This window comes from Cnuella takakiae (assembly GCF_001953305.1).
Taxonomy (GTDB): Bacteria; Bacteroidota; Bacteroidia; order Chitinophagales; family Chitinophagaceae; genus Flavisolibacter; species Flavisolibacter takakiae.
On record NZ_MTFE01000010.1, the window covers coordinates 1,312,512 to 1,330,978 of the forward strand.

The 18,467-nt window shown below is 50.4% G+C and carries 20 protein-coding genes; 12 read left to right on the plus strand and 8 right to left on the minus strand.

The genetic code is table 11. The features are described from left to right. The coding region (locus tag BUE76_RS06065) for a hypothetical protein (RefSeq protein WP_216820632.1) at nt 1-471 on the minus strand (471 nt) is incomplete at its 3' end. Between the two features lie 106 nt (nt 472-577). On the opposite strand from BUE76_RS06065, the gene BUE76_RS06070 reads away from it, so the two are divergent. From BUE76_RS06070 to BUE76_RS06110, 9 genes are all read left to right on the plus strand, one after another. Next, a complete protein-coding gene (locus BUE76_RS06070) occupies nt 578-2,020 on the plus strand; it encodes an LptF/LptG family permease (RefSeq protein WP_073040838.1) in 1,443 nt (480 codons plus the stop codon). 41 nt (nt 2,021-2,061) lie between these two features. After that, a complete protein-coding gene (locus BUE76_RS06075) occupies nt 2,062-2,811 on the plus strand; it encodes a superoxide dismutase (RefSeq protein WP_073040836.1) in 750 nt (249 codons plus the stop codon). Between the two features lie 116 nt (nt 2,812-2,927). Next, the gene (locus tag BUE76_RS06080; protein WP_073040834.1) at nt 2,928-3,968 is read left to right on the plus strand and encodes a cation diffusion facilitator family transporter; all 1,041 of its coding nucleotides are present in this window, start codon (nt 2,928-2,930) and stop codon (nt 3,966-3,968) included. Nucleotides 3,969-4,034: 66 nt separating this feature from the next. Next, on the plus strand, nt 4,035-4,424 hold the full coding sequence (locus BUE76_RS06085; protein ID WP_073040832.1) for an OsmC family protein: 390 nt from the start codon (nt 4,035-4,037) through the stop codon (nt 4,422-4,424). A 64-nt stretch (nt 4,425-4,488) separates the two neighbouring features. Continuing rightward, entirely contained in the window at nt 4,489-4,938 is a 450-nt protein-coding gene (locus BUE76_RS06090) for an RrF2 family transcriptional regulator (RefSeq protein WP_073040830.1), read from the plus strand. A gap of 76 nt (nt 4,939-5,014) precedes the next feature. Then, nucleotides 5,015-5,656, plus strand: coding sequence for a peroxiredoxin (locus BUE76_RS06095; RefSeq protein ID WP_073040828.1), 642 nt, complete (start codon nt 5,015-5,017; stop codon nt 5,654-5,656). 80 nt (nt 5,657-5,736) lie between these two features. Further along, nucleotides 5,737-6,435, plus strand: coding sequence for a phosphoadenylyl-sulfate reductase (locus BUE76_RS06100; protein ID WP_073040827.1), 699 nt, complete (start codon nt 5,737-5,739; stop codon nt 6,433-6,435). Between the two features lie 57 nt (nt 6,436-6,492). Then, nucleotides 6,493-7,404, plus strand: a complete 912-nt coding sequence (gene cysD, locus BUE76_RS06105) for a sulfate adenylyltransferase subunit CysD (RefSeq protein ID WP_073040824.1) — start codon at nt 6,493-6,495, stop codon at nt 7,402-7,404. Between the two features lie 95 nt (nt 7,405-7,499). Continuing rightward, nucleotides 7,500-8,744, plus strand: a complete 1,245-nt coding sequence (locus tag BUE76_RS06110) for a sulfate adenylyltransferase subunit 1 (protein WP_073040822.1) — start codon at nt 7,500-7,502, stop codon at nt 8,742-8,744. A 458-nt stretch (nt 8,745-9,202) separates the two neighbouring features. Here the strand turns inward: BUE76_RS06110 and BUE76_RS06120 are convergent, their stop codons facing one another. The 5 genes from BUE76_RS06120 to BUE76_RS06140 form a co-directional block, all read right to left on the minus strand. Then, nucleotides 9,203-9,913 carry an RluA family pseudouridine synthase gene (locus BUE76_RS06120; protein WP_073040818.1) on the minus strand — a complete coding sequence of 237 codons (711 nt, stop codon included), beginning with the start codon at nt 9,911-9,913 and terminating at the stop codon, nt 9,203-9,205. Nucleotides 9,914-10,161: 248 nt separating this feature from the next. Continuing rightward, nucleotides 10,162-11,076 carry a pseudouridine synthase gene (locus BUE76_RS06125; protein WP_073041018.1) on the minus strand — a complete coding sequence of 305 codons (915 nt, stop codon included), beginning with the start codon at nt 11,074-11,076 and terminating at the stop codon, nt 10,162-10,164. Nucleotides 11,077-11,166: 90 nt separating this feature from the next. Then, the gene (locus tag BUE76_RS06130) at nt 11,167-11,763 is read right to left on the minus strand and encodes a hypothetical protein (protein WP_143157220.1); all 597 of its coding nucleotides are present in this window, start codon (nt 11,761-11,763) and stop codon (nt 11,167-11,169) included. Nucleotides 11,764-12,151: 388 nt separating this feature from the next. Next, a complete protein-coding gene (gene rlmN, locus BUE76_RS06135) occupies nt 12,152-13,216 on the minus strand; it encodes a 23S rRNA (adenine(2503)-C(2))-methyltransferase RlmN (RefSeq protein WP_073040814.1) in 1,065 nt (354 codons plus the stop codon). Between the two features lie 60 nt (nt 13,217-13,276). After that, nucleotides 13,277-14,041, minus strand: coding sequence for a DUF2490 domain-containing protein (locus tag BUE76_RS06140; RefSeq protein ID WP_073040812.1), 765 nt, complete (start codon nt 14,039-14,041; stop codon nt 13,277-13,279). A 152-nt stretch (nt 14,042-14,193) separates the two neighbouring features. Between BUE76_RS06140 and BUE76_RS06145 the strand changes: the two genes are divergently transcribed. The 3 genes from BUE76_RS06145 to BUE76_RS06155 all read left to right on the plus strand — a co-directional run bounded on the left by BUE76_RS06145 (nt 14,194) and on the right by BUE76_RS06155 (nt 16,329). After that, a complete protein-coding gene (locus tag BUE76_RS06145) occupies nt 14,194-15,405 on the plus strand; it encodes an acetyl-CoA C-acyltransferase (protein WP_073040810.1) in 1,212 nt (403 codons plus the stop codon). Between the two features lies 1 nt (nt 15,406). Next, entirely contained in the window at nt 15,407-15,826 is a 420-nt protein-coding gene (locus tag BUE76_RS06150; RefSeq protein WP_073040808.1) for a hypothetical protein, read from the plus strand. Between the two features lie 110 nt (nt 15,827-15,936). Beyond that, complete coding sequence (locus BUE76_RS06155) at nt 15,937-16,329, plus strand: DUF3471 domain-containing protein (RefSeq protein WP_073040806.1); 393 nt, start codon at nt 15,937-15,939, stop codon at nt 16,327-16,329. 27 nt (nt 16,330-16,356) lie between these two features. Here the strand turns inward: BUE76_RS06155 and BUE76_RS06160 are convergent, their stop codons facing one another. Continuing rightward, the gene (locus BUE76_RS06160; protein WP_158069932.1) at nt 16,357-16,911 is read right to left on the minus strand and encodes a Uma2 family endonuclease; all 555 of its coding nucleotides are present in this window, start codon (nt 16,909-16,911) and stop codon (nt 16,357-16,359) included. A 53-nt stretch (nt 16,912-16,964) separates the two neighbouring features. Continuing rightward, on the minus strand, nt 16,965-18,341 hold the full coding sequence (gene hisS / locus BUE76_RS06165; RefSeq protein ID WP_073040802.1) for a histidine--tRNA ligase: 1,377 nt from the start codon (nt 18,339-18,341) through the stop codon (nt 16,965-16,967). Nucleotides 18,342-18,467: the final 126 nt, after the last annotated feature.

The window sequence follows — 18,467 nt, forward strand, 5'->3', positions numbered from 1 at the left end:
ATCGTCCAGGCCGGCAATAGCGATGTAGTTGTCCTGCTCAAAATGATGCGCCCATGTATCGGTACCTATGTGCAGGTAGTAGGCACCATCGGCCAGTACCTGCCGGGCCCCAAGGAGCGCATCTTTGTTTTGTGCTGCATGGCTGCCGGCAAGGTGAAGGGTGCTGCTGTAAAAATTGCCCCACCAGAAAAAGCTGCGTATGGCAAAGATATCGGGGTTGCCAAACAGGCGGGGATAATCGAGCACCAGCCAGGGCAGGCCTTTGTAGTTCTCGCCCCTGGAGATTTTTCCGGCATTGGCAAAGAGGGCAGGAGCGCCCCTGTTTACTGCCGCCATTTCCACCATTTGGTGCTGCAGGCCTGCCAGCAAATGGCTTGTTTGCTCCAAAATATGGTTCTTCGTTAAAATGATGTGGGCATCGGCAAACAAAGCCAGCGCAGCATCCGAAAGCGTTATTTTTGCCGCAGACATATCCGTCAAAATTAATTAGTTCACAGTCAATAGCTGAAAGGGGAAGTGCTGGTGTTGAAGGCCGTGCCTTTGGTAGTGCTTCCCTTTTTGTATCCAAACAAAGCCGGTGTTAAAAAAACTCGATAAACTTATTATCAGGGCCTTTATTGGGCCTTTTGTAGCCACCTTCTTCATCACCCTGCTGGTGCTGGTGCTCCAGTTTTTCTGGTTGTACATCGATGATTTTGTGGGCAAAGGTCTGAGTGCCGGCGTTATCCTGGAGTTTATCTGGTACCAGAGCGCCGCCCTGGTGCCGCTGGCGCTCCCGCTGGCGGTGCTGCTTTCCTCGCTCATGACCTTTGGCAACCTGGGCGAAACCTACGAGCTGGTAGCCATCAAATCGGCAGGTATCTCGCTGCTGCGTTTTATGCAGCCCCTGTTGTGGGTGGTACTGCTTATTTGCGGGGTCGCTTTTTTATTTGGCAACTATATTATCCCGGTAGCCAACCTTCGAAGCCGCACCCTGCTGGCCGATATCGTGTATGCCAAGCCCAGTTTCGATATCAGGGAAGGCGTGTTTTACGACAAGATCACGGGGTTTGCCATCAAAATCGGGAAGAAGGAAGCCAACGACAGTATTATCCGCGACATCATTATTTACGAGCAAAACAGTGTACACCAGGACAACTTCATCATCGCCAAAGATGGCGTGATGCGGGTGAGCGATAATAAGCGCTACCTGGAGTTCAACCTGCGCAACGGCTGGCGCTACCAGGAAAAAGGCAATTCGGGCCGGGAGAATACCGACTTTATACGCCTCGGCTTCAAGGAATACAACAAGCAATTTGACCTGAGCTCTTTCCAGTTTCAGCGGTCCGCAGATAGTGTGAACAAAAACAACCAGCGGATGCTGAGCATGCGCCAGCTGGATGTGGCCATCGACTCGCTGCGCAAGGATGCTTTTTCGTTCAGCGATGAAGTGCAGCGCGATGTGCTGCCCTCTATTGAGTTTGTGCGCTTCCTGGACAGCCCCTGGAAAAAGTATCCCACCGCCAGCAAGGCCCGCAGCCTGGATGCCCTGATTGCCGATTCACTGAAACAAACCATCTGGCTGCGCAGCCAGGGTCTTGCACAGTCGCTGAAATCGAATAACGAAATGATAGCCGGCCAATACGAGGAAAAGCAAAAAGACCTGTGGAAGCACCAGATTGAGTGGCATCGAAAAATATCGCTTTCGCTGGCCTGCCTGGTGTTGTTCCTGATTGGTGCGCCGTTGGGTTCCATCATCCGCAAAGGCGGGTTGGGTAGCCCGCTGGTTATTTCGGTCGTATTTTTTATGGTCTTTTACTTCCTGGGAACCACGGGGGAAAAATTTGCCAAGGCAGGCACCATGAGCCCCTTTTTCGGGATGTGGTTGTCTACATTTGTGCTGGTACCTGTTGGCTTATTCCTGACCGCCAAAGCCATCAATGACTCGCAATTATTCAATAAAGAATTTTATTACCGGGGCTGGCAAAAGTTGCAGGTTTACCTGCGCCGGAAAAAAGAAAAACGGGGCGCTACCGCTTAGTGAATGCCTGCTGTTTTTTACCCTAAAAAAACCTTCCTTCCATGGCTGAACCAAAGAACCGTCGTAAGTTTTTGATCGATACCGGAAAAGCGGGCCTTGGCTTGTGGGCCGCAGCAGGCGCTGCACCCTTGATTAGTTCCTGCACTGTATTGGGCAAGGTTGCCGGCAACAGTGCCGCCACCGGCTTCAAACAGGATCCGCTGCCTTATAGCTATGGCGCCCTCAACGATGCCATCGACGCCACTACCATGGAGCTGCATTTTACCAGGCATGCTGCGGGCTATGCCACCAACCTGCAGGATGCAGCTAAGGCTGAAGGCGTGGATATGAACAAGCCTTTGGAAGAGGTGCTGCGCAATATTTCGAAGTACTCGGCCAAGATGCGCAACAATGGCGGCGGGCACTACAACCACGAACTGTTTTGGAAAATCATGAGTCCCAACAGCAGCGGCAAACCTTCGGGTAAATTGGCGACGGCTATCGACAGCAGCTTTGGTTCTTTCGATGCATTTAAGACCCAGTTTACTGATGCCGGCAAAAACCGCTTTGGCTCGGGCTGGGCCTGGCTGGTGCTGGACGGCGACAAGAAGCTGCGTATTGGTTCGACACCCAACCAGGACAACCCGCTGATGAATGTATCCGAACTCAAAGGTTTTCCCATCATGGGCTTGGATGTGTGGGAACATGCTTACTACCTGCGCTATCAGAATAAGCGTCCCGACTATATCGCGGCCTGGTGGAAAGTGGTGAACTGGGATTTTATACAAAAACGCTACGATGCGGCTGTATAAGTACTGAGTCTGGAGTTCAAAGTTCAAAGTTGGAAAACTCCTTTGCGCTTTGAGCGATACAGGTGATATGTGAGGTGCCCGACTTTGAACTGTGAACTACTGACTGCCGATATATTATGACCGCTCCTGTTACCGATTCGCTCCGCAACATCCGCCTGCAAAGGGCCATCGCTATCCTGTCGGCACTGCTGCTGATCGTAAAGTTTACGGCCTGGTGGCTCACACATTCGGTAGCCGTGCTTACCGATGCCTTGGAGAGTATTGTGAACGTGGTGGCCGGTTTTATTGGATTGTACAGCCTGCATGTGTCGGCAAGGCCACGTGATGAAAACCACCCGTATGGCCATGGCAAAGTAGAGTTTATTTCGGCGGCTGTAGAAGGTACGCTGGTGCTGGCAGCAGGCGCCATCATTTTTTATACCGCCATCAAAAACCTGATTCACCCGCAACCTTTGCAAGAGGTGGATACCGGTATGTACCTGGTGGGCGCCACAGCGGTCGTAAACTGGCTGCTGGGACTAATGGCCCTGCGGCAGGGCAAAAGCACGGGTTCGCTGGCACTGATGGCCAGCGGCAAACACCTGCAAAGCGATACCTGGTCAACAGCGGGCATTGTTGCCGGCCTGTTGCTGGTAAACCTTACGGGGCTGGCATGGCTGGATGCTGCAGTGGCTCTTGGCTTTGGTGCTTTTATTTCCTATACCGGTTACCAGATTGTGCGCCGCTCGGTGGCAGGCATCATGGACGAGGCCGATATGGAGCTGTTGAACCAGATGGTGGGTATCTTGAACGCCGCACGCCGCGATGCCTGGGTGGACCTCCACAACCTGCGGGTAATAAAGTATGGCAACCTGCTGCACATCGACTGCCACCTTACCGTACCCTGGTATTTCAATGTGCACCAGGCGCACGAAGAGGTAGACCAGCTGGCGGCTGTGGTGCGCAAAGAATACGGCGAAAGCCTGGAACTGTTTGTGCACTCCGATGGTTGCCTGTACTTTCAATGCCCGCTCTGCGATAAAAAAGCCTGTCCTGTACGCCAGCACCCTTTTAAGGAAAGGCTGGAATGGACGGTGGAAAATATCCAGCAAAATCAAAAACACGGATGGAGCGAGGCGCCTGAAGAAGGCCAAAAGAGTGCGGAGCCGGCAAAGTGATTGTATGCACTTTTCTTTGCCGCAGGGTGCCCTGGCTTCGGTACATCATAAGCTTAATAGATCGTTATGGAAACAACTACTGTTTGGAAAAGCGCACATGCCTTTACCAGTACTTACAACAACAGCACCATTGAGATTGATGGCAATGGCTATAGTCCCAAGGCACTGCTGCTTACCGGCCTGGCTGGTTGTACGGGCATCGACCTGGTAGATTTGCTGGAGAAAATGCGGGTGCCCCATGGCGGTGTAGAAATCAAAGTACAAACCGAGCAAACCAGCGAACATCCCCGCGTGTTCAAGGACATTCATATTGTGTACCGCGTAAAAACAGGCGCAGAGAACCGCGACAAGGTGAAGAAAGCCATCGATCTTTCGCTGGAGAAATATTGCGGAGTGTCGGCAATGCTGCAGAAAAACTCTAAAATTGATTATTCAATCGAGTTGCTTGAAGCTTGATGGGATCGGTCAACCTATAAGGTTTTAAAAACCTTATAGGTTGAGTGTACACAAACTGAAAACTATGTTAACCAAAAAAGCATACTATGCCTTCCAGGCGCTTACCCACCTGGTGGAAAAATACAACGAGGGGCCGGTGCTGATTTCCGAGATCGCAGAGGAAAGGAAAATTCCGCTGAAGTTTCTGGAAAACATCCTGCTGCACCTCAAAAACACGGGTATCCTTGATTCCAAAAAAGGAAAGGGTGGGGGCTATTTTCTCAAAAACTCCCCTTCGGAAATCAAAATTGCAAAGGTGTTCCGCCTTATTGACGGGCCCATAGCCATGTTGCCTTGTGTAAGCCTGTACTTCTACCAGCGTTGCGAAAACTGCAACGAGAAGTTTTGCGGTCTGCACGATATACTGGTAGAAGTGCGCGATGCCACGCTGGCCATTATGGAAAACCGGACCCTTGCCGACCTGATATTGCGGGATAAGAACCCTGTTGGCGGATTGGTATCACCTGAAATGTGAAAAAAGTCTACCGGTTTGGTAGGGTGTTTAAAAGAACCTACTTTTACGCCCATTCGTCACCAAAAAACCTCCTGTTATGTCATTAAGATTAGGCGATATCGTTCCAAATTTCCAGGCCGACACCACTGCTGGCCACCTCGATTTCTATGAATTCCTGGGCGATAGCTGGGGTATCCTGTTTTCGCACCCTGCCGATTATACTCCTGTATGCACTACGGAGCTGGGTTTTACCGCAAAGCTGAACGACGAGTTTGCCAAGCGCAATGTAAAGGTGCTGGCAGTAAGCGTTGACGGCATCGATTCGCACCATGGCTGGAAGAAAGACATCGAAGAAACACAACTATGCAACGTGAACTTTCCCATCATTGCCGATGAGAACCGCACCGTTGCTACTTTGTACGATATGATTCACCCCAATGCTTCTGAAAAGGCTACCGTTCGCAGCCTCTTCATCATTGGCCCTGATAAAAAACTTAAGCTGAGCATCACTTACCCTGCTTCTACCGGCCGCAACTTCAACGAAGTACTGCGCGTGGTAGACTCCCTGCAGCTCACCGCCCAATACCAGGTAGCAACACCTGCCAACTGGAACCACGGCGAAGACGTGATTGTGGTACCTGCTGTTAGCACCGAAGATGCGATCGCTAAATTCCCCAAGGGTGTGAAAGTGGTAAAGCCTTACCTGCGCTATACCCCTCAGCCCAACGTGGAAGGATAATGAATAATGAGTGATGAGTAATGAATGATGAGCAGCTAACTCATTATTCATTACTCATCACTCATTTAATAAAACTGCACATGCAACTGCTGGAACAATTACAACACCTTTTTGAAAGTGAGCCGATAGAAGTGGCGCTGCAAAAAACAGCAGAACTTTTCCCCGGCCGTGTGAAGTTTTCTTCTTCGCTGGGCCAGGAAGACCAGGTGCTCACCGACATTATTGCCCGCAACAAAATAGGCGTCACCATCTTCACCATCGATACGGGCCGCCTGTTCAACGAAGTATACGATACCATGGAACGTACCGAAGCCCGGTACAAGATGAAGTTCCAGGTCTTCTTTCCCCAGGCACCTGCCGTACAGCAGATGGTGGAGGAAAAAGGCATCAACCTCTTTTACGAGTCGGTGGAAAACCGCCAGACCTGCTGTGGCATTCGTAAAGTGGAGCCGCTGAACCGTGCACTGGCAGATGCCGATGTGTGGATCACCGGTCTGCGTGCCCAGCAGAACGACCACCGCAAAAACATTCCGATGGTGGAATGGCTCGAAGACAAAAAGATGTACAAGATCAACCCCCTGCTCCACTGGAGCTACGAGGAGATGATGGACTACATCAAGGCGAACAATGTTCCCTACAATCCCCTCCACGACAAAGGCTTTATCTCGATTGGCTGTGCGCCCTGCACCCGTGCCATCGAGCCCGGCGAGGATCCGCGTGCCGGCCGCTGGTGGTGGGAAGCTTCGCACAAGGAGTGCGGGCTGCATTTAGTCAAATAGTTATCGCGCAGCTCTTCCATCTCTCAAAGAGATGGAAGAGCTGTTTAAATAAAAGCAATGAGTGCATTAGACCTGACCAATACTTTTCCCCGCGAACTGGAGCATGAGGCCATCTATATCATGCGTGAGGTAGCCGCCCAGTTCGAGCGCCCCGTACTGCTGTTCTCCGGCGGTAAGGATTCCATCACCCTGGTACGCCTGGCCATCAAGGCTTTCTATCCTGCCAAGGTACCCTTCCCCATGCTCCACATCGATACCGGCCACAACTTTCCCGAGACCATCGCTTTTCGCGACTGGCTGGCAAAGGAAAGCGGCATGCAGCTGATTGTACGGTATGTGCAGGACAGCATTGACCAGGGCAAGGTGAAGGAAGAAACCGGTAAATATGCCAGCCGCAACATGCTGCAAACTGTTACCCTGCTCGACGCCATTGAAGAAGGTAAATACGATGTCTGTATTGGTGGTGCCCGCCGCGATGAAGAGAAAGCCCGTGCCAAAGAGCGTATCTTCTCGGTACGTGACGATTTTGGCCAGTGGGATGCCAAGAAGCAACGCCCCGAACTGTTTGATATGCTGAATGGCAAGATCAACGTAGGCGAAAACGTACGCGTATTCCCCATTTCCAACTGGACCGAGCTGGATGTATGGAATTATATCCGCGAAGAAAAGATGGAGATTCCTTCCATCTACTACTCGCACAAGCGCCAGATCATCGAACGCGATGGTATGTACTGGCCTGCTTCTCCCTTCCTCAACACTACCGAAGACGAAGTGCCCTTTGAGGCTACTGTGCGCTTCCGTACCGTTGGCGATATGACCTGTACCGCAGCCGTGCTTTCCGAAGCCGTTACGCTCGACAAGATCATTGAAGAAATCAAGGAAGCCACCATCTCCGAACGCGGCGCCCGCATCGACGATAAGCGCTCCGAAGCGGCTATGGAGAAGCGGAAGCAGGTAGGTTATTTTTAAAAGCATTTGCCACTAAGGCACTAAGACAGAAAGTAACACAAAGACTTTGTGCTCCTTTGAGCCTTACTGTCTTTGTGGCAATAATTTAAGATATCATGGATGTTTTACGTTTAGCAACAGCAGGCAGTGTAGATGATGGCAAAAGTACCCTCATCGGCCGGCTGCTTTATGATACCAAATCGATCACCAAAGACAAGCTGGAAGCCGTAGAAGCCTCCAGCCAGCGAAAAGGGCTTGACTTTGTAGACCTGTCGCTGCTTACCGATGGCCTCATCGCAGAGCGTGAGCAGGGTATTACCATCGATGTGGCGCATATCTATTTTTCAACCGACAAGCGCAAATACATCATTGCCGATACGCCGGGCCATGTGGAGTATACCCGCAACATGATCACCGGTGCTTCGCATGCCGAGGCTTCCATTGTGCTGGTGGATGCACGCAATGGCGTGAGCGAGCAAACCCGCCGCCACCTCTTTATTTCCTCTTTGCTGGAGATCGATACGGTGATTGTTGCCGTAAACAAAATGGACCTGGCCAATTACGAACAGGCCACTTTCGAAGGCATCAAAGCCAATGTAGCAGGGCTGGCGCAAAAGATCGGTTTCAAAGGATCGCTGACCTTTATTCCACTGGCTGCCAAGTACGGCGACAATGTAGTAACGCTTTCCGATAAAATGCCCTGGTACACCGGTCAGCCTCTGCTCCAGTACCTGGAAACCATGCCCGTACACCAGCGCGACGAAAGCCTGCCTGCCCGTTTTCATGTGCAGTTCGTGATCCGTCCGCATAGCGACGAGCACCACGATTTCCGTGGTTATGCCGGTAAACTGGTAAGCGGTTCGCTTAAAGTTGGCCAGCGCGTTGCGGTACTGCCTTCATTGAAAGAAAGCACCATCAAAGCGATCTATTCCGGTCTCAATAAAGTAGAACAGGGCCATGCCGGCGACAGCCTCAACATCGAACTGGAAGATGATGTGGACATTAGCCGGGGCAATACCCTGGTGCCTGTAGATGCGCCTTACCAGCAATTGCAACAGTTTGCTGCCAAGCTTACCTGGATGGACGAGCAGCCGCTCACTGCAGGCAAAACCTTTTTGCTGCAGCATGGTGTGAACCGCATCAAAGCAAAAATTAACTCTGTTGCCCATGTCATAGATATGAGCACCATCGAGGAAAAAGCCGATGCGCAAGCTTTCCGCCTGAATGATATTGGTGAAGTAAGCATCAAAACTGCCAAGCCCATTTTTGCCGATCGTTATGCCGACAACCCGAAAAACGGTGCATTCATCCTCATCGATGAATTCAGCAATACTACCGTGGCAGTGGGTTTTATCCTGTAAGTAGTAATTAGTTAGTGGAGATATAAAAAGGAGCAGCCTCAGGGTTGCTCTTTTTTGTTTCACGCAACGGCGCAACGGAGCCACGGCGCAACGAAAGGTTTCACGCAAAGGCGCTAAGGGGCAAAGTCGCCAAGAAGTTTTTGCGCGAAGGCAGGAATACAAAAGGCCTTGCTGGAAGATTAGGACGGGTTTTTTGGATTATTGATGATCATTCCCGGCCCCGACTTGGCATCCTGAGCGCAGCGAAGGATCTGAATGCCATAGATGGGAACACTTAAAGACTATTTTTTAATTCCATCTTTAAAACACAAAGAGCAGATACTTCGCTTCGCTCAGTATGCCAAAGAAAAAGTCCTGATCATCGATCAGGACTTCATTCTAAAATTCGTTGTGCCGTGGCTCCGTGGCGTCGTTGCGTGAAAATATACTTTGTTCCTTAGCGCCTTGGCGTGAAAATCCTACTTGTTCTTCCGCAGCTGTTGCAACGTAGCCCTGATATCCTTTGGTGGCTCTGCTTCCAGGTTGTATTCTTTGCCAGATAAGGTGAAAGACAGCTTATAAGAATGGAGTGCCAGGCGGGCAAGCAGTGGCCTTTCTTCCAGTTCCTCTTTTGATAAGTTGTATTTGGTCTTAATACCGGAAAGAAAGACCGGTTTGGCATCGCCATACAATTCATCACACACCAGCGGGCAGCCAATGTCTTTCATGTGTACGCGTATCTGGTGCATGCGGCCGGTATGAATGCGGAACTGCATCCAGGTGTACTGGCGGAAAGATTCCAGCATTTCATAATCTGTGATGGAAGTTTTGCCTTTTCTATTGGCCACCATCATGCCCTTACGTACAGGATGTTCCAGCAACCCGATATCTACAGTGCCCGACTCATAAGGTGGTTTGCCCACCACCAGTCCAACATAGTACTTAGCAACATCGCGGCCTTCAAACAGCATGGACAACTGCCGGTGCGCAGTTTCGTTCTTAGCAAATACGATCATGCCGCTGGTATCTTTATCGAGGCGGTGTACGGTAAAAATTTCACCATACTTGTCCTGCAATAAATTTTTCAATGCAGGGTTGCCTGCACGATCCTGGATGGACAGCATGCCAGCAGGTTTGTTGATGGCTACCAGTTGGTCGTCTTCGTATACGATGTGGTCGTTAAGCTTCATAGTTGTCGTGAATCGTGAATCGTGAATCGTGAATCGTGAATCGTGAACAATTTTTTAAGGTACAACAAGTAGACTGTCTGGTATTGGAAACTTACTCACCATTCACCATTGACCATTTACATTTCACGTTTCACGTTTGTCGTTCTACGCCATTCACTATTGCCCATTCACCATTCACGCCTTACAAAAAATGGGCATCACCACGGACACCCATTAGCACAATCGCTAATTATCACATTAGCTCATTATCATTTCCCCCTGCCAAAAAACTTCAGCTCCCTGACTTCCCTTTCGGTGAGCAGGCGCCATTTGCCGCGGTTCACGTTCTTCTTGGTGAGGCCGGCAAACATTACGCGGTCGAGACCTTTTACATCATAACCGTAATGCTCGAAGATGCGGCGTACAATGCGGTTGCGGCCGCTGTGTATTTCAATACCAATTTGTGTTTTATCGCCAGCTTCGGTATAAGCAAGTGCATCAACATTGATGATGCCGTCTTCCAGTTCGGTGCCTTTTACAATAGCATCAAAATGCGCCTTGGTCAGGGGCTTGTCGAGGCTAACGGCATACACCTTTTTGATCTCGTTGCTGGGGTGCGTCAATTTTTGCGACAGCTCGCCATCATTGGTGAGCAGCAGTACACCCGAAGTGTTGCGGTCGAGGCGGCCTACGGGGTATACTCGTTCTGAAGTAGCCTGTTTAATCAGGTCGAGTACCGTTTTGCGGTTCTGCGGGTCTTCGGTGGTGGTGAGGTAATCTTTGGGTTTGTTCAGCAGGATGTACACCAGGCCTTTTACCGGTGTTACTTTTTTGCCATTCACCGTTACTTCATCCTTGACCTTAATTTTGTGGCCAGGCTCCAGGATGGTTTCACCGTTCACGGTAGCTTTGCCGGCTTTGATCAGCTCCACGGCATCCCTGCGCGAACACACGCCACAATGGGCGATGTACTTGTTCAGCGGCATATTGTCTTCCGCCTTGCGCTCAATGATAATGCGGGGCTTTTTTTCGCCTTCGGCCTTAGCTTTCAGCTCCAGCTTTTTGCGCTCCGCCTGTTGGGTCAGCTCTTTCTTGAACTGACGCTTCTCCTGGCGAAACTGCTCTTTCTTGGCGCCGCTGCTTTGCCCTTTGGCAAATTTTTCAAAACCTGTTTTCTTCTTCATCGCTGTAAATAAGTCTGCAAAGGTAAAAAAGACCATGCAGCGCATGGTCTTTTCTTTTTCTAAACCGACGGTATTGTAGTTAAACAGGCGTTATTTCCCGTTTTTGTTACGGTGTTCCTTGCGCAATTCCTGCATTTTCTGCTGCTGCTCGGTGGTAAGTACACCTTTCAGCTCCTGGCGGTGTTGCTTTGCCAGGCTTTTCATTTGCTCCTTTTTTTGTGCATCCGAGAGGGCTGTATTGCCTTTCAGGCTTTCACGTTTGGTCCGAAAATTTTTATTCAGGCTTTTCAGTTTTTCCTGTTGTGCCTGGCTCAGGTTCAGTTCCTGCTTTATTACTTTCCTGCTTTCCTGCATTTTACCACGTGCTTCCTTGCGGTGTTCGGAACGCAACTTGGCTAATTGCTGCTGCTGTTCGGCAGTGAGGATGGCTTTACGTTTTGTTTGGAACTGCTGCATCAACTCGCGGCGTTGCTTTTGCGCTGCTGCATCCTGGCCTTTGCTTTTAAGTTCGGCCCAAGCTTTTTTCTGTTCTTCATTGAGTGCCTGCAGTTTCGATTTCTGGTCAGCCGTGAGGTTCAGTTGCTCCCATTGTTGCCTGCGGTGTTCTTTACCTTTTTGTACGCTTTGCGCTTGTGCTGCCCCGGTGATGAGGAGGAGCGAAAGGGCGCCCATAATTATTCTTTTCATGCTTCTGTTTTTAGTTGTACAGGATAGACCGCAACCAAACAGTAGCGTTTAATGAACAAAGGTTAATGATGGTTAATGCCCCTTGTTCTTCTAAATGGGAGCTTAGGCCGGATTTGTTGAATGAAGATTACTGTATCAATACTTTTTGATGGGAACACGGATGGAACGGATATAACGGATAGGTACGGATATCCGTCTCATCCGTTCTATCCGTGTTCCCATCAAATTCCTGAACAAAGGTTTTTAACGGCAGTAGGTGCGAATCTGGAACAAGTTCAAGTCAATGCTGTCTCCAAAGCTTGATAATAGTATCGCTCCAAAAGCAACAAAGCCACCCTGCATAGGAGTGGCTTTGTTTTGAACAATCATATGAATGTGACTTTCCCTTTTAAGAGGAAAGTGGTTGTTGCTGCTTGTTCGCCAATTGCCCGCAAGCCGCATCAATGTCCTTACCGCGGCTACGGCGCAGGCGTGCATTCACCTTGTTCTTCTCGAGGTAAGCCATAAAGGCATTGGTCTTTTCCTCTGAAGGCTTTTCAAACGTAGCGAGGTCAATGGGGTTGTACTCGATGATGTTCACCAGGTCGGCGGGTACCTGGCGGTATACCTTAATCAGGTCGTCGGCATCCTTCAGGCTGTCGTTGAAATCCTTGAACAGGATATACTCAAGCGTGATCTCGTTCTTGGTCTTTTTGTGAAAATAGTTGAGTGCTTCAATCAGTGCCTTCAGGTTGTTGCTTTCGTTGATGGGCATGATCTCGTTGCGCTTGGCATCATTGGCGGCATGCAGCGAAAGAGCCAGCTTAAAGCGCACTTCATCGTCGCCCAACTGCTTGATCATTTTAGCTACACCCGCAGTAGATACGGTAATCCGGCGCGGGCTCATGGCCAGGCCGTCTTCAGCGGTGATGCGCTCGATAGCTTTCAGCACGTTCTTGTAGTTGAGCAGGGGCTCACCCATACCCATGAACACGATGTTGGAAAGCTTTTTACCATATGCCTTTTCGGCCTGCTCGTTCAGCAATACCACCTCATCGTAGATCTCGTCGTAATCGAGGTTGCGTTTGCGGTCGATATAACCGGTAGCGCAAAACTTGCAGCTCAGGGAGCAACCAATCTGCGAAGAAACACAAGCCGTGTTGCGGGTATCGGTGGGAATAAGCACACCTTCGCACAAGTGGCCTTCGTGGGTAACAAAACCCGTTTTGATGGTGCCATCGGCGCTGTGCTGCGATGTGTGGATGGTAAGTGCAGGCAGGGAGAAATGCTCGCCCAGTTTTTGGCGGAGGTCCTTACTCAGGTTGGTCATATCGGCAAAGGACTGTGCCTTTTTTTGCCAGATCCATTCCCATACCTGCCTGGCACGGAACTTCTTTTCACCCATCAGGATAAAGAAGTTCTCCAGCTCGTTTAAACTTAAATGGCGGATATTTTTTGCTGCACTCGCGATCATCGCGCAAAGGTACAGGCATTGTACCAGCCTTTATGTTAGCACAGGATTAAAAAGGGGTATTTATCGGCCGGACAGGTCGAAGTTCAGGTAAGTGTTCAAAATGAGGCCCCTGTTGTGCTGGAAAACATTGCGGCCTTCGACTTCGCGGCCCAGTTGTACAATCTGCTGCAGGTAGCCAGCTTCCAAACGAAAAGCTTTGCTAAAGCGGTAGCCAAGCAACAGCGAAAGGCGGTTTTGGTCAAACACATTTTCGCCTACATTTTTCCCAAAACCCATCAGTATTTCATCATAGCCAGCAACGTACAGGGTTTTGTCGCCCATTGTGGGCTTGTTCAGCGGCACCTGTGCCCGCAGCATGTACCTTACCCGGTTGGTGTAGCGGAAAACATCTTCTTTCTCTGCCTGCGGATCCTGGTACTGGCCCACCCAGCGTTGCTCCAGCATCAGCCGGTGGCTAAGGCCCACACGGCCTACTTCGTCGGTAAGTGTTGCCATCTGGAATGCGCGGTGTTCGGTATAGGTGCGGCCGATGGCCTGTATAGGGATGTCGCCATAAGGATAGGTTTCGGCCCAGGCATACCCAGCTCTCAGCTGCAGGCGATCGGTGGCTTCGTAGCTGATGCCGGTGCGCAAAAGCCCCTGCTGTCCATGTTTGATCAGCTCATCGCGCCGCCACTGGTATTCAAGGTGGCCGCTCCATTTGGGATGAAAGCGCAGCGTGGTTTGGTTGGTGTACCAGCCAATGGTGTTGACATCTTTGATCCGGCCAGTTTGGGCAAAAACTGGTAAGGATAGCAGCAGTAAAAGAACAAGGATAATGCGCATTGGGGTATTGGTTAAGGGAGGGCAAAGCTATGGGATTACCGAAAAAGGCAGGATACGGTTAAATGGCTATTACAAAAAAGCAGGGCCAGGCCGGTGTTGCATGTTTTTGGTGAAGCCAACCTGCATTGAATCATATCGCTATATTTAGTTGTATGAATGGAGTGCAACAAGTTTATGTGATTGATGCCCTGCGAACCCCCATTGGCAAGTACGGCGGCGCATTGAGTGCCATCCGCCCCGACGACCTGCTAGCCCATGTGATCCGCGACCTGGTGGCCCGTTTTCCGCAGATCAATCCCGCTGATATCGAGGATGTGATTGCCGGCGCGGCCAACCAGGCCGGTGAGGACAACCGCAACGTGGCCCGTATGGCTGCCCTACTGGCTGGTCTGCCCACATCGGTGGCGGGTACCACCGTCAACCGATTGTGTGCCTCCGGGCTTGAAGCCATCATGAACGGCGCCCGGCAGATACTATGCGGCGATGCCGAACTGGTGATTGCCTGTGGTGTGGAAAGCATGAGCCGTGCGCCTTTTGTAATGGCCAAGGCTACAACGCCTTTCCAGCGCAATGCGGAGGTTTGGGATACCACCATGGGGTGGCGGTTTATGAATCCGAAGCTCTCTGCATTGCACCATCCCTACAATATGGGCGAAACCGCTGAAAATGTTGCCCGGCAGTGGCATATCTCGCGGGAAGCGCAGGACGCCTTTGCGGCACGGTCGCAGGAGCGCTACTTTGCCGCACTCGAAAAGGGTGTGTGGAAAGAGGAGCTGGTAGCTGTTACCGTGGACAATGAAAGGGGCCATACGGCGCTGGTAGATACCGACGAACATCCAAGGCATACTACCATCGAAAAGCTGGCGACCCTAAAGCCTGCATTTGTTCAGGATGGTACGGTAACGGCAGGCAATTCCTCCGGCATCAATGATGGTGCGGCCGCCATGCTGCTGGCTTCCGAAGAAGCGGTACGGAAATATGGCCTGAAGCCCATGGCAAAAATCGTTTCCATGGCAGTGGCAGGCGTAGACCCCGCCACCATGGGTATGGGCCCGGTGCCCGCCACGCAAAAAGCTTTGCGCAGGGCATCGCTTTCTATTGCCAATATGGAGCGGATTGAATTGAATGAAGCCTTTGCTGCCCAGGCGCTTGCCTGCATGCATGACCTGCAGCTCGACCCCGAAAAGGTGAATGTAAATGGCGGCGCTATTGCCCTTGGTCACCCGCTTGGATGTAGTGGTGTGCGCATCAGCACCACGCTGGTACACGAATTGAAGCGGAGTGGTACCAAGTATGGCCTGGCCACCATGTGTGTAGGCGTGGGGCAGGGTGCTGCGGTCATTTTTGAAAATTGTAAACGCTGATATGCGGATTATTCCATTCTTGCTCTTGCTGCTTTGTTCGGGTTGTGCGCTCTTTGGCGATTACCGCCACCAGTATTACGATGCCGGTACTTTGGGCAAGGTAAAACTGCGGGTACCCAGAGGATTTTCGGATAAAGAATACACTACCGATAGTATGGGGCATCGCAGCCTGGTGTACCGTTATCCATACAACCAATCGCTTTTCATCACTACCGATACAACCCTGTCTGCGTACATCGACACGGCGGTACACAATGCACGTCCGCACTTGCAGGGTGGCCGTTTTTACAAAGGTGTATTACCCCAGCTCCAGTTATGGCGCGAAGTATATAGCCAGGGGCTTAAATACGGCTACCGCAATGCCAACCTGGAAGAAGAGCCGCTGTTTGATTCATCCCTGAATTTTATCCGGGTTAAATAAATTTTCGCTGCTACTGTAACTTATTCCGGGGCTCACCCGTTAGGCTGGTACATTCAATCAGTGCTATAATAGTGCTGTATCTATTTGCCCAATCACCAAAACAAAATCAAATGAAACGCGTATTGTTTCTGTCGGCTTTATTGCTGGCTGTAGGATCTGTTTTTGCACAAACCAAAGACACTGCCCTTACCAACTATGTTGGCAAGTACACTTTCCCTGAAGGAAGTTTTGTTACTGCTGCCGAAATTTCGATGCAGGGAAATGTGCTTTCCGTTTCGTCCACCCAAGGTGGGAGCGTATTGGAAAAGCAGGGTGTTGATACTTTCACCATGAAAGAGTTTGAAGGCAGCCGGATGGTATTTTTCCGCAACAAAGAAGGAAAGGTTGCCCGCATCAAAGTTGAAGTAGACGACATCCTGTTGGAAGGCGCCAAAGAAGGTGTACCCACGGCATGGTTGCGCCCGTTTTTGACAGATGACCGTAAAAACAAACAGGCCCGCTAAGGCCTGTTTGTTTTAGGTGTTGTAAGCTTACTGTTGTTGAAAATCTACGTTTCGGTACAACTCTTTTACCGGGCAACTAAAACCAATTGTTTCTACCTGGAACAAGCCTTCTGCATCACGTGTGTCGCTGAAGGCCCAGTGATGCGGCGCCTGCTTTACATATCGCTGCACCATTTGTTCTGTTGAGGCAATAAGGATGTACTCTTTCAAAGGAGGAATATCTCGGTATAGTTTGAATTTATCGCCTTGGTCGTAGCCTGCAGTAGAAGGGGAGAGCACTTCAATAATGACGGATGGATTAAGAATCATATCCGTTCGGTTATTCCACAATTCCGGCTCGCCACACAATACTGATACATCGGGGTAAGTAATAAGTGAGTTTGCTTCAATTCTTACCTTCTGATCGCTGTTGAATACTCTGCATGGTTTATCGCGTAGAAAATTCCAGAGCAGCGCTGTTGTGTTGGTAGAAATAGTATTGTGTGCAATACTCCCACCCGACATGCCAAATACTTCACCTTTATAGTACTCCGACTTTTCTACAGCCGTTTCTTCCATTTGCAGGTATTCGGCTAGGGACATAAGCTTTGTTGCAGGTACAGCACTCATGCTTTTTGCTTTCTGTAAATATACTTTTATTCGAAGCTCTGTGTCAACAGGTCGGCAAAGCCAATGGATTGCTGCTGTCCGTTGCGCAGGTCCTTTACATTGCAGGTGCCGCTTTCCAGTTCTTTGGAGCCAATGATGATGGCATAAGGAATGCCTTTCTTTTCGGCGTATTTGAACTGTTTATCCATCTTGGCTTGCTCGTGAAAGAGCTCAGTGGCAATACCCTTACCGCGCAGTTGCTGCACCAATGCAAAGGCCTGTTTGCTTTCCGATTCACCTAAATTGAAGAAGAGTACTTTGGTGCCCTGCGCTACGGTGTCTGGAAACAAGGCCAGTTCTTCCAGCACATCGTAAATACGGTCTACGCCAAAAGAGATACCCACGCCGGGCATATTGGGTACGCCGAACAAACCGGTGAGGTCATCATAACGGCCACCACCACCAATAGAGCCGATCTTTACGGTAGCGGGTGCTTTTACTTCGAAGATGATACCGGTGTAGTAGTTGAGGCCGCGGGCCAGCGTAAAGTCAATGATTAACGGTGCATTGGTGCCTGCCAATTGGGTGCGCTCCAGTACAAAGCGGATTTCGGCAATGCCCTTTTTGCCCTGTTCACTTTCGCTGAGCAGGGTTTCGATGGCAGCCAGCTTTGCTTCGTTGCTGCCGTCAATGGCCAGATATTGCTTAATGGTGCTGATCTGGGTTTCCTGCAAACCGCGTTGCCCCAGTTCTTCCTTTACTTTTTCAATACCGATCTTATCCAGCTTGTCGATGGCAATGGTGATGTCTACCATCTTGTCGGCGCCACCACATATTTCGGCAAGGGCTGCCAAAATTTTGCGCGAATTGATGCGCAGTTCAAAGCCGTCCATCTTTAGGCGGTTGAACACTTCGGTGTAAAGCTGCACCAGTTCCACTTCATTGAGCAGGGAGTTGGAGCCCACAACGTCGGCATCGCACTGGTAAAACTCGCGGTAGCGGCCCCGCTGTGGGCGGTCGGCACGCCACACGGGCTGCACCTGGTAGCGCTTAAACGGGAAGGTGAGCTGCCCGTGGTTCATGGCCACAAAGCGGGCGAATGGAATCGTGAGATCGTAACGCAGGGCACGCTCGGTAAGGTCTTTTGTGTTTTTCCCTTCCAAAGCTTTTTCAAAAGCAGCACGGGTGGCTTCCTGCTTGGCAGGGTTGTCCAGGCCATTGTTCAGGATCTTAAAAATCAGCTTATCGCCTTCTTCGCCGTACTTGCCCATGAGGGTTTCCAGGTTTTCCATGGCCGGGGTTTCCAGCGGCTGAAAGCCATAGAGCTCAAATACGGTTTTGATGGTGTGGAGAATATATTGCCTGCGGCGCACTACATCGGGTGCAAAATCGCGGGTGCCTTGCGGAAGGGAGGGCTTAGCCATTATGGGAGCGGTTCAGATTTTTGAAAAATTGAGTTTTGCGAATTTGGATCGCTGATTTGTGAATTTGTGATCGCGGATCTTAGATTTAGAAATATCTGGTTGCAAGTTTTTATTGAACAAATTCTG

Excerpts from the sequence above, each read along its gene's own strand:
- BUE76_RS06075 (WP_073040836.1), top strand. The coding sequence starts at position 2,062 with ATGGCTGAACCAAAGAACCGTCGTAAGTTTTTGATCGATACCGGAAAA.
- BUE76_RS06080 (WP_073040834.1), top strand. The coding sequence starts at position 2,928 with ATGACCGCTCCTGTTACCGATTCGCTCCGCAACATCCGCCTGCAAAGG.
- BUE76_RS06085 (WP_073040832.1), top strand. The coding sequence starts at position 4,035 with ATGGAAACAACTACTGTTTGGAAAAGCGCACATGCCTTTACCAGTACT.
- BUE76_RS06090 (WP_073040830.1), top strand. The coding sequence starts at position 4,489 with ATGTTAACCAAAAAAGCATACTATGCCTTCCAGGCGCTTACCCACCTG.
- BUE76_RS06095 (WP_073040828.1), top strand. The coding sequence starts at position 5,015 with ATGTCATTAAGATTAGGCGATATCGTTCCAAATTTCCAGGCCGACACC.
- BUE76_RS06100 (WP_073040827.1), top strand. The coding sequence starts at position 5,737 with ATGCAACTGCTGGAACAATTACAACACCTTTTTGAAAGTGAGCCGATA.
- cysD (WP_073040824.1), top strand. The coding sequence starts at position 6,493 with ATGAGTGCATTAGACCTGACCAATACTTTTCCCCGCGAACTGGAGCAT.
- BUE76_RS06110 (WP_073040822.1), top strand. The coding sequence starts at position 7,500 with ATGGATGTTTTACGTTTAGCAACAGCAGGCAGTGTAGATGATGGCAAA.
- BUE76_RS06120 (WP_073040818.1), bottom strand. The coding sequence starts at position 9,913 with ATGAAGCTTAACGACCACATCGTATACGAAGACGACCAACTGGTAGCC.
- BUE76_RS06125 (WP_073041018.1), bottom strand. The coding sequence starts at position 11,076 with ATGAAGAAGAAAACAGGTTTTGAAAAATTTGCCAAAGGGCAAAGCAGC.
- BUE76_RS06130 (WP_143157220.1), bottom strand. The coding sequence starts at position 11,763 with ATGAAAAGAATAATTATGGGCGCCCTTTCGCTCCTCCTCATCACCGGG.
- rlmN (WP_073040814.1), bottom strand. The coding sequence starts at position 13,216 with ATGATCGCGAGTGCAGCAAAAAATATCCGCCATTTAAGTTTAAACGAG.
- BUE76_RS06140 (WP_073040812.1), bottom strand. The coding sequence starts at position 14,041 with ATGCGCATTATCCTTGTTCTTTTACTGCTGCTATCCTTACCAGTTTTT.
- BUE76_RS06145 (WP_073040810.1), top strand. The coding sequence starts at position 14,194 with ATGAATGGAGTGCAACAAGTTTATGTGATTGATGCCCTGCGAACCCCC.
- BUE76_RS06150 (WP_073040808.1), top strand. The coding sequence starts at position 15,407 with ATGCGGATTATTCCATTCTTGCTCTTGCTGCTTTGTTCGGGTTGTGCG.
- BUE76_RS06155 (WP_073040806.1), top strand. The coding sequence starts at position 15,937 with ATGAAACGCGTATTGTTTCTGTCGGCTTTATTGCTGGCTGTAGGATCT.
- BUE76_RS06160 (WP_158069932.1), bottom strand. The coding sequence starts at position 16,911 with ATGTCCCTAGCCGAATACCTGCAAATGGAAGAAACGGCTGTAGAAAAG.
- hisS (WP_073040802.1), bottom strand. The coding sequence starts at position 18,341 with ATGGCTAAGCCCTCCCTTCCGCAAGGCACCCGCGATTTTGCACCCGAT.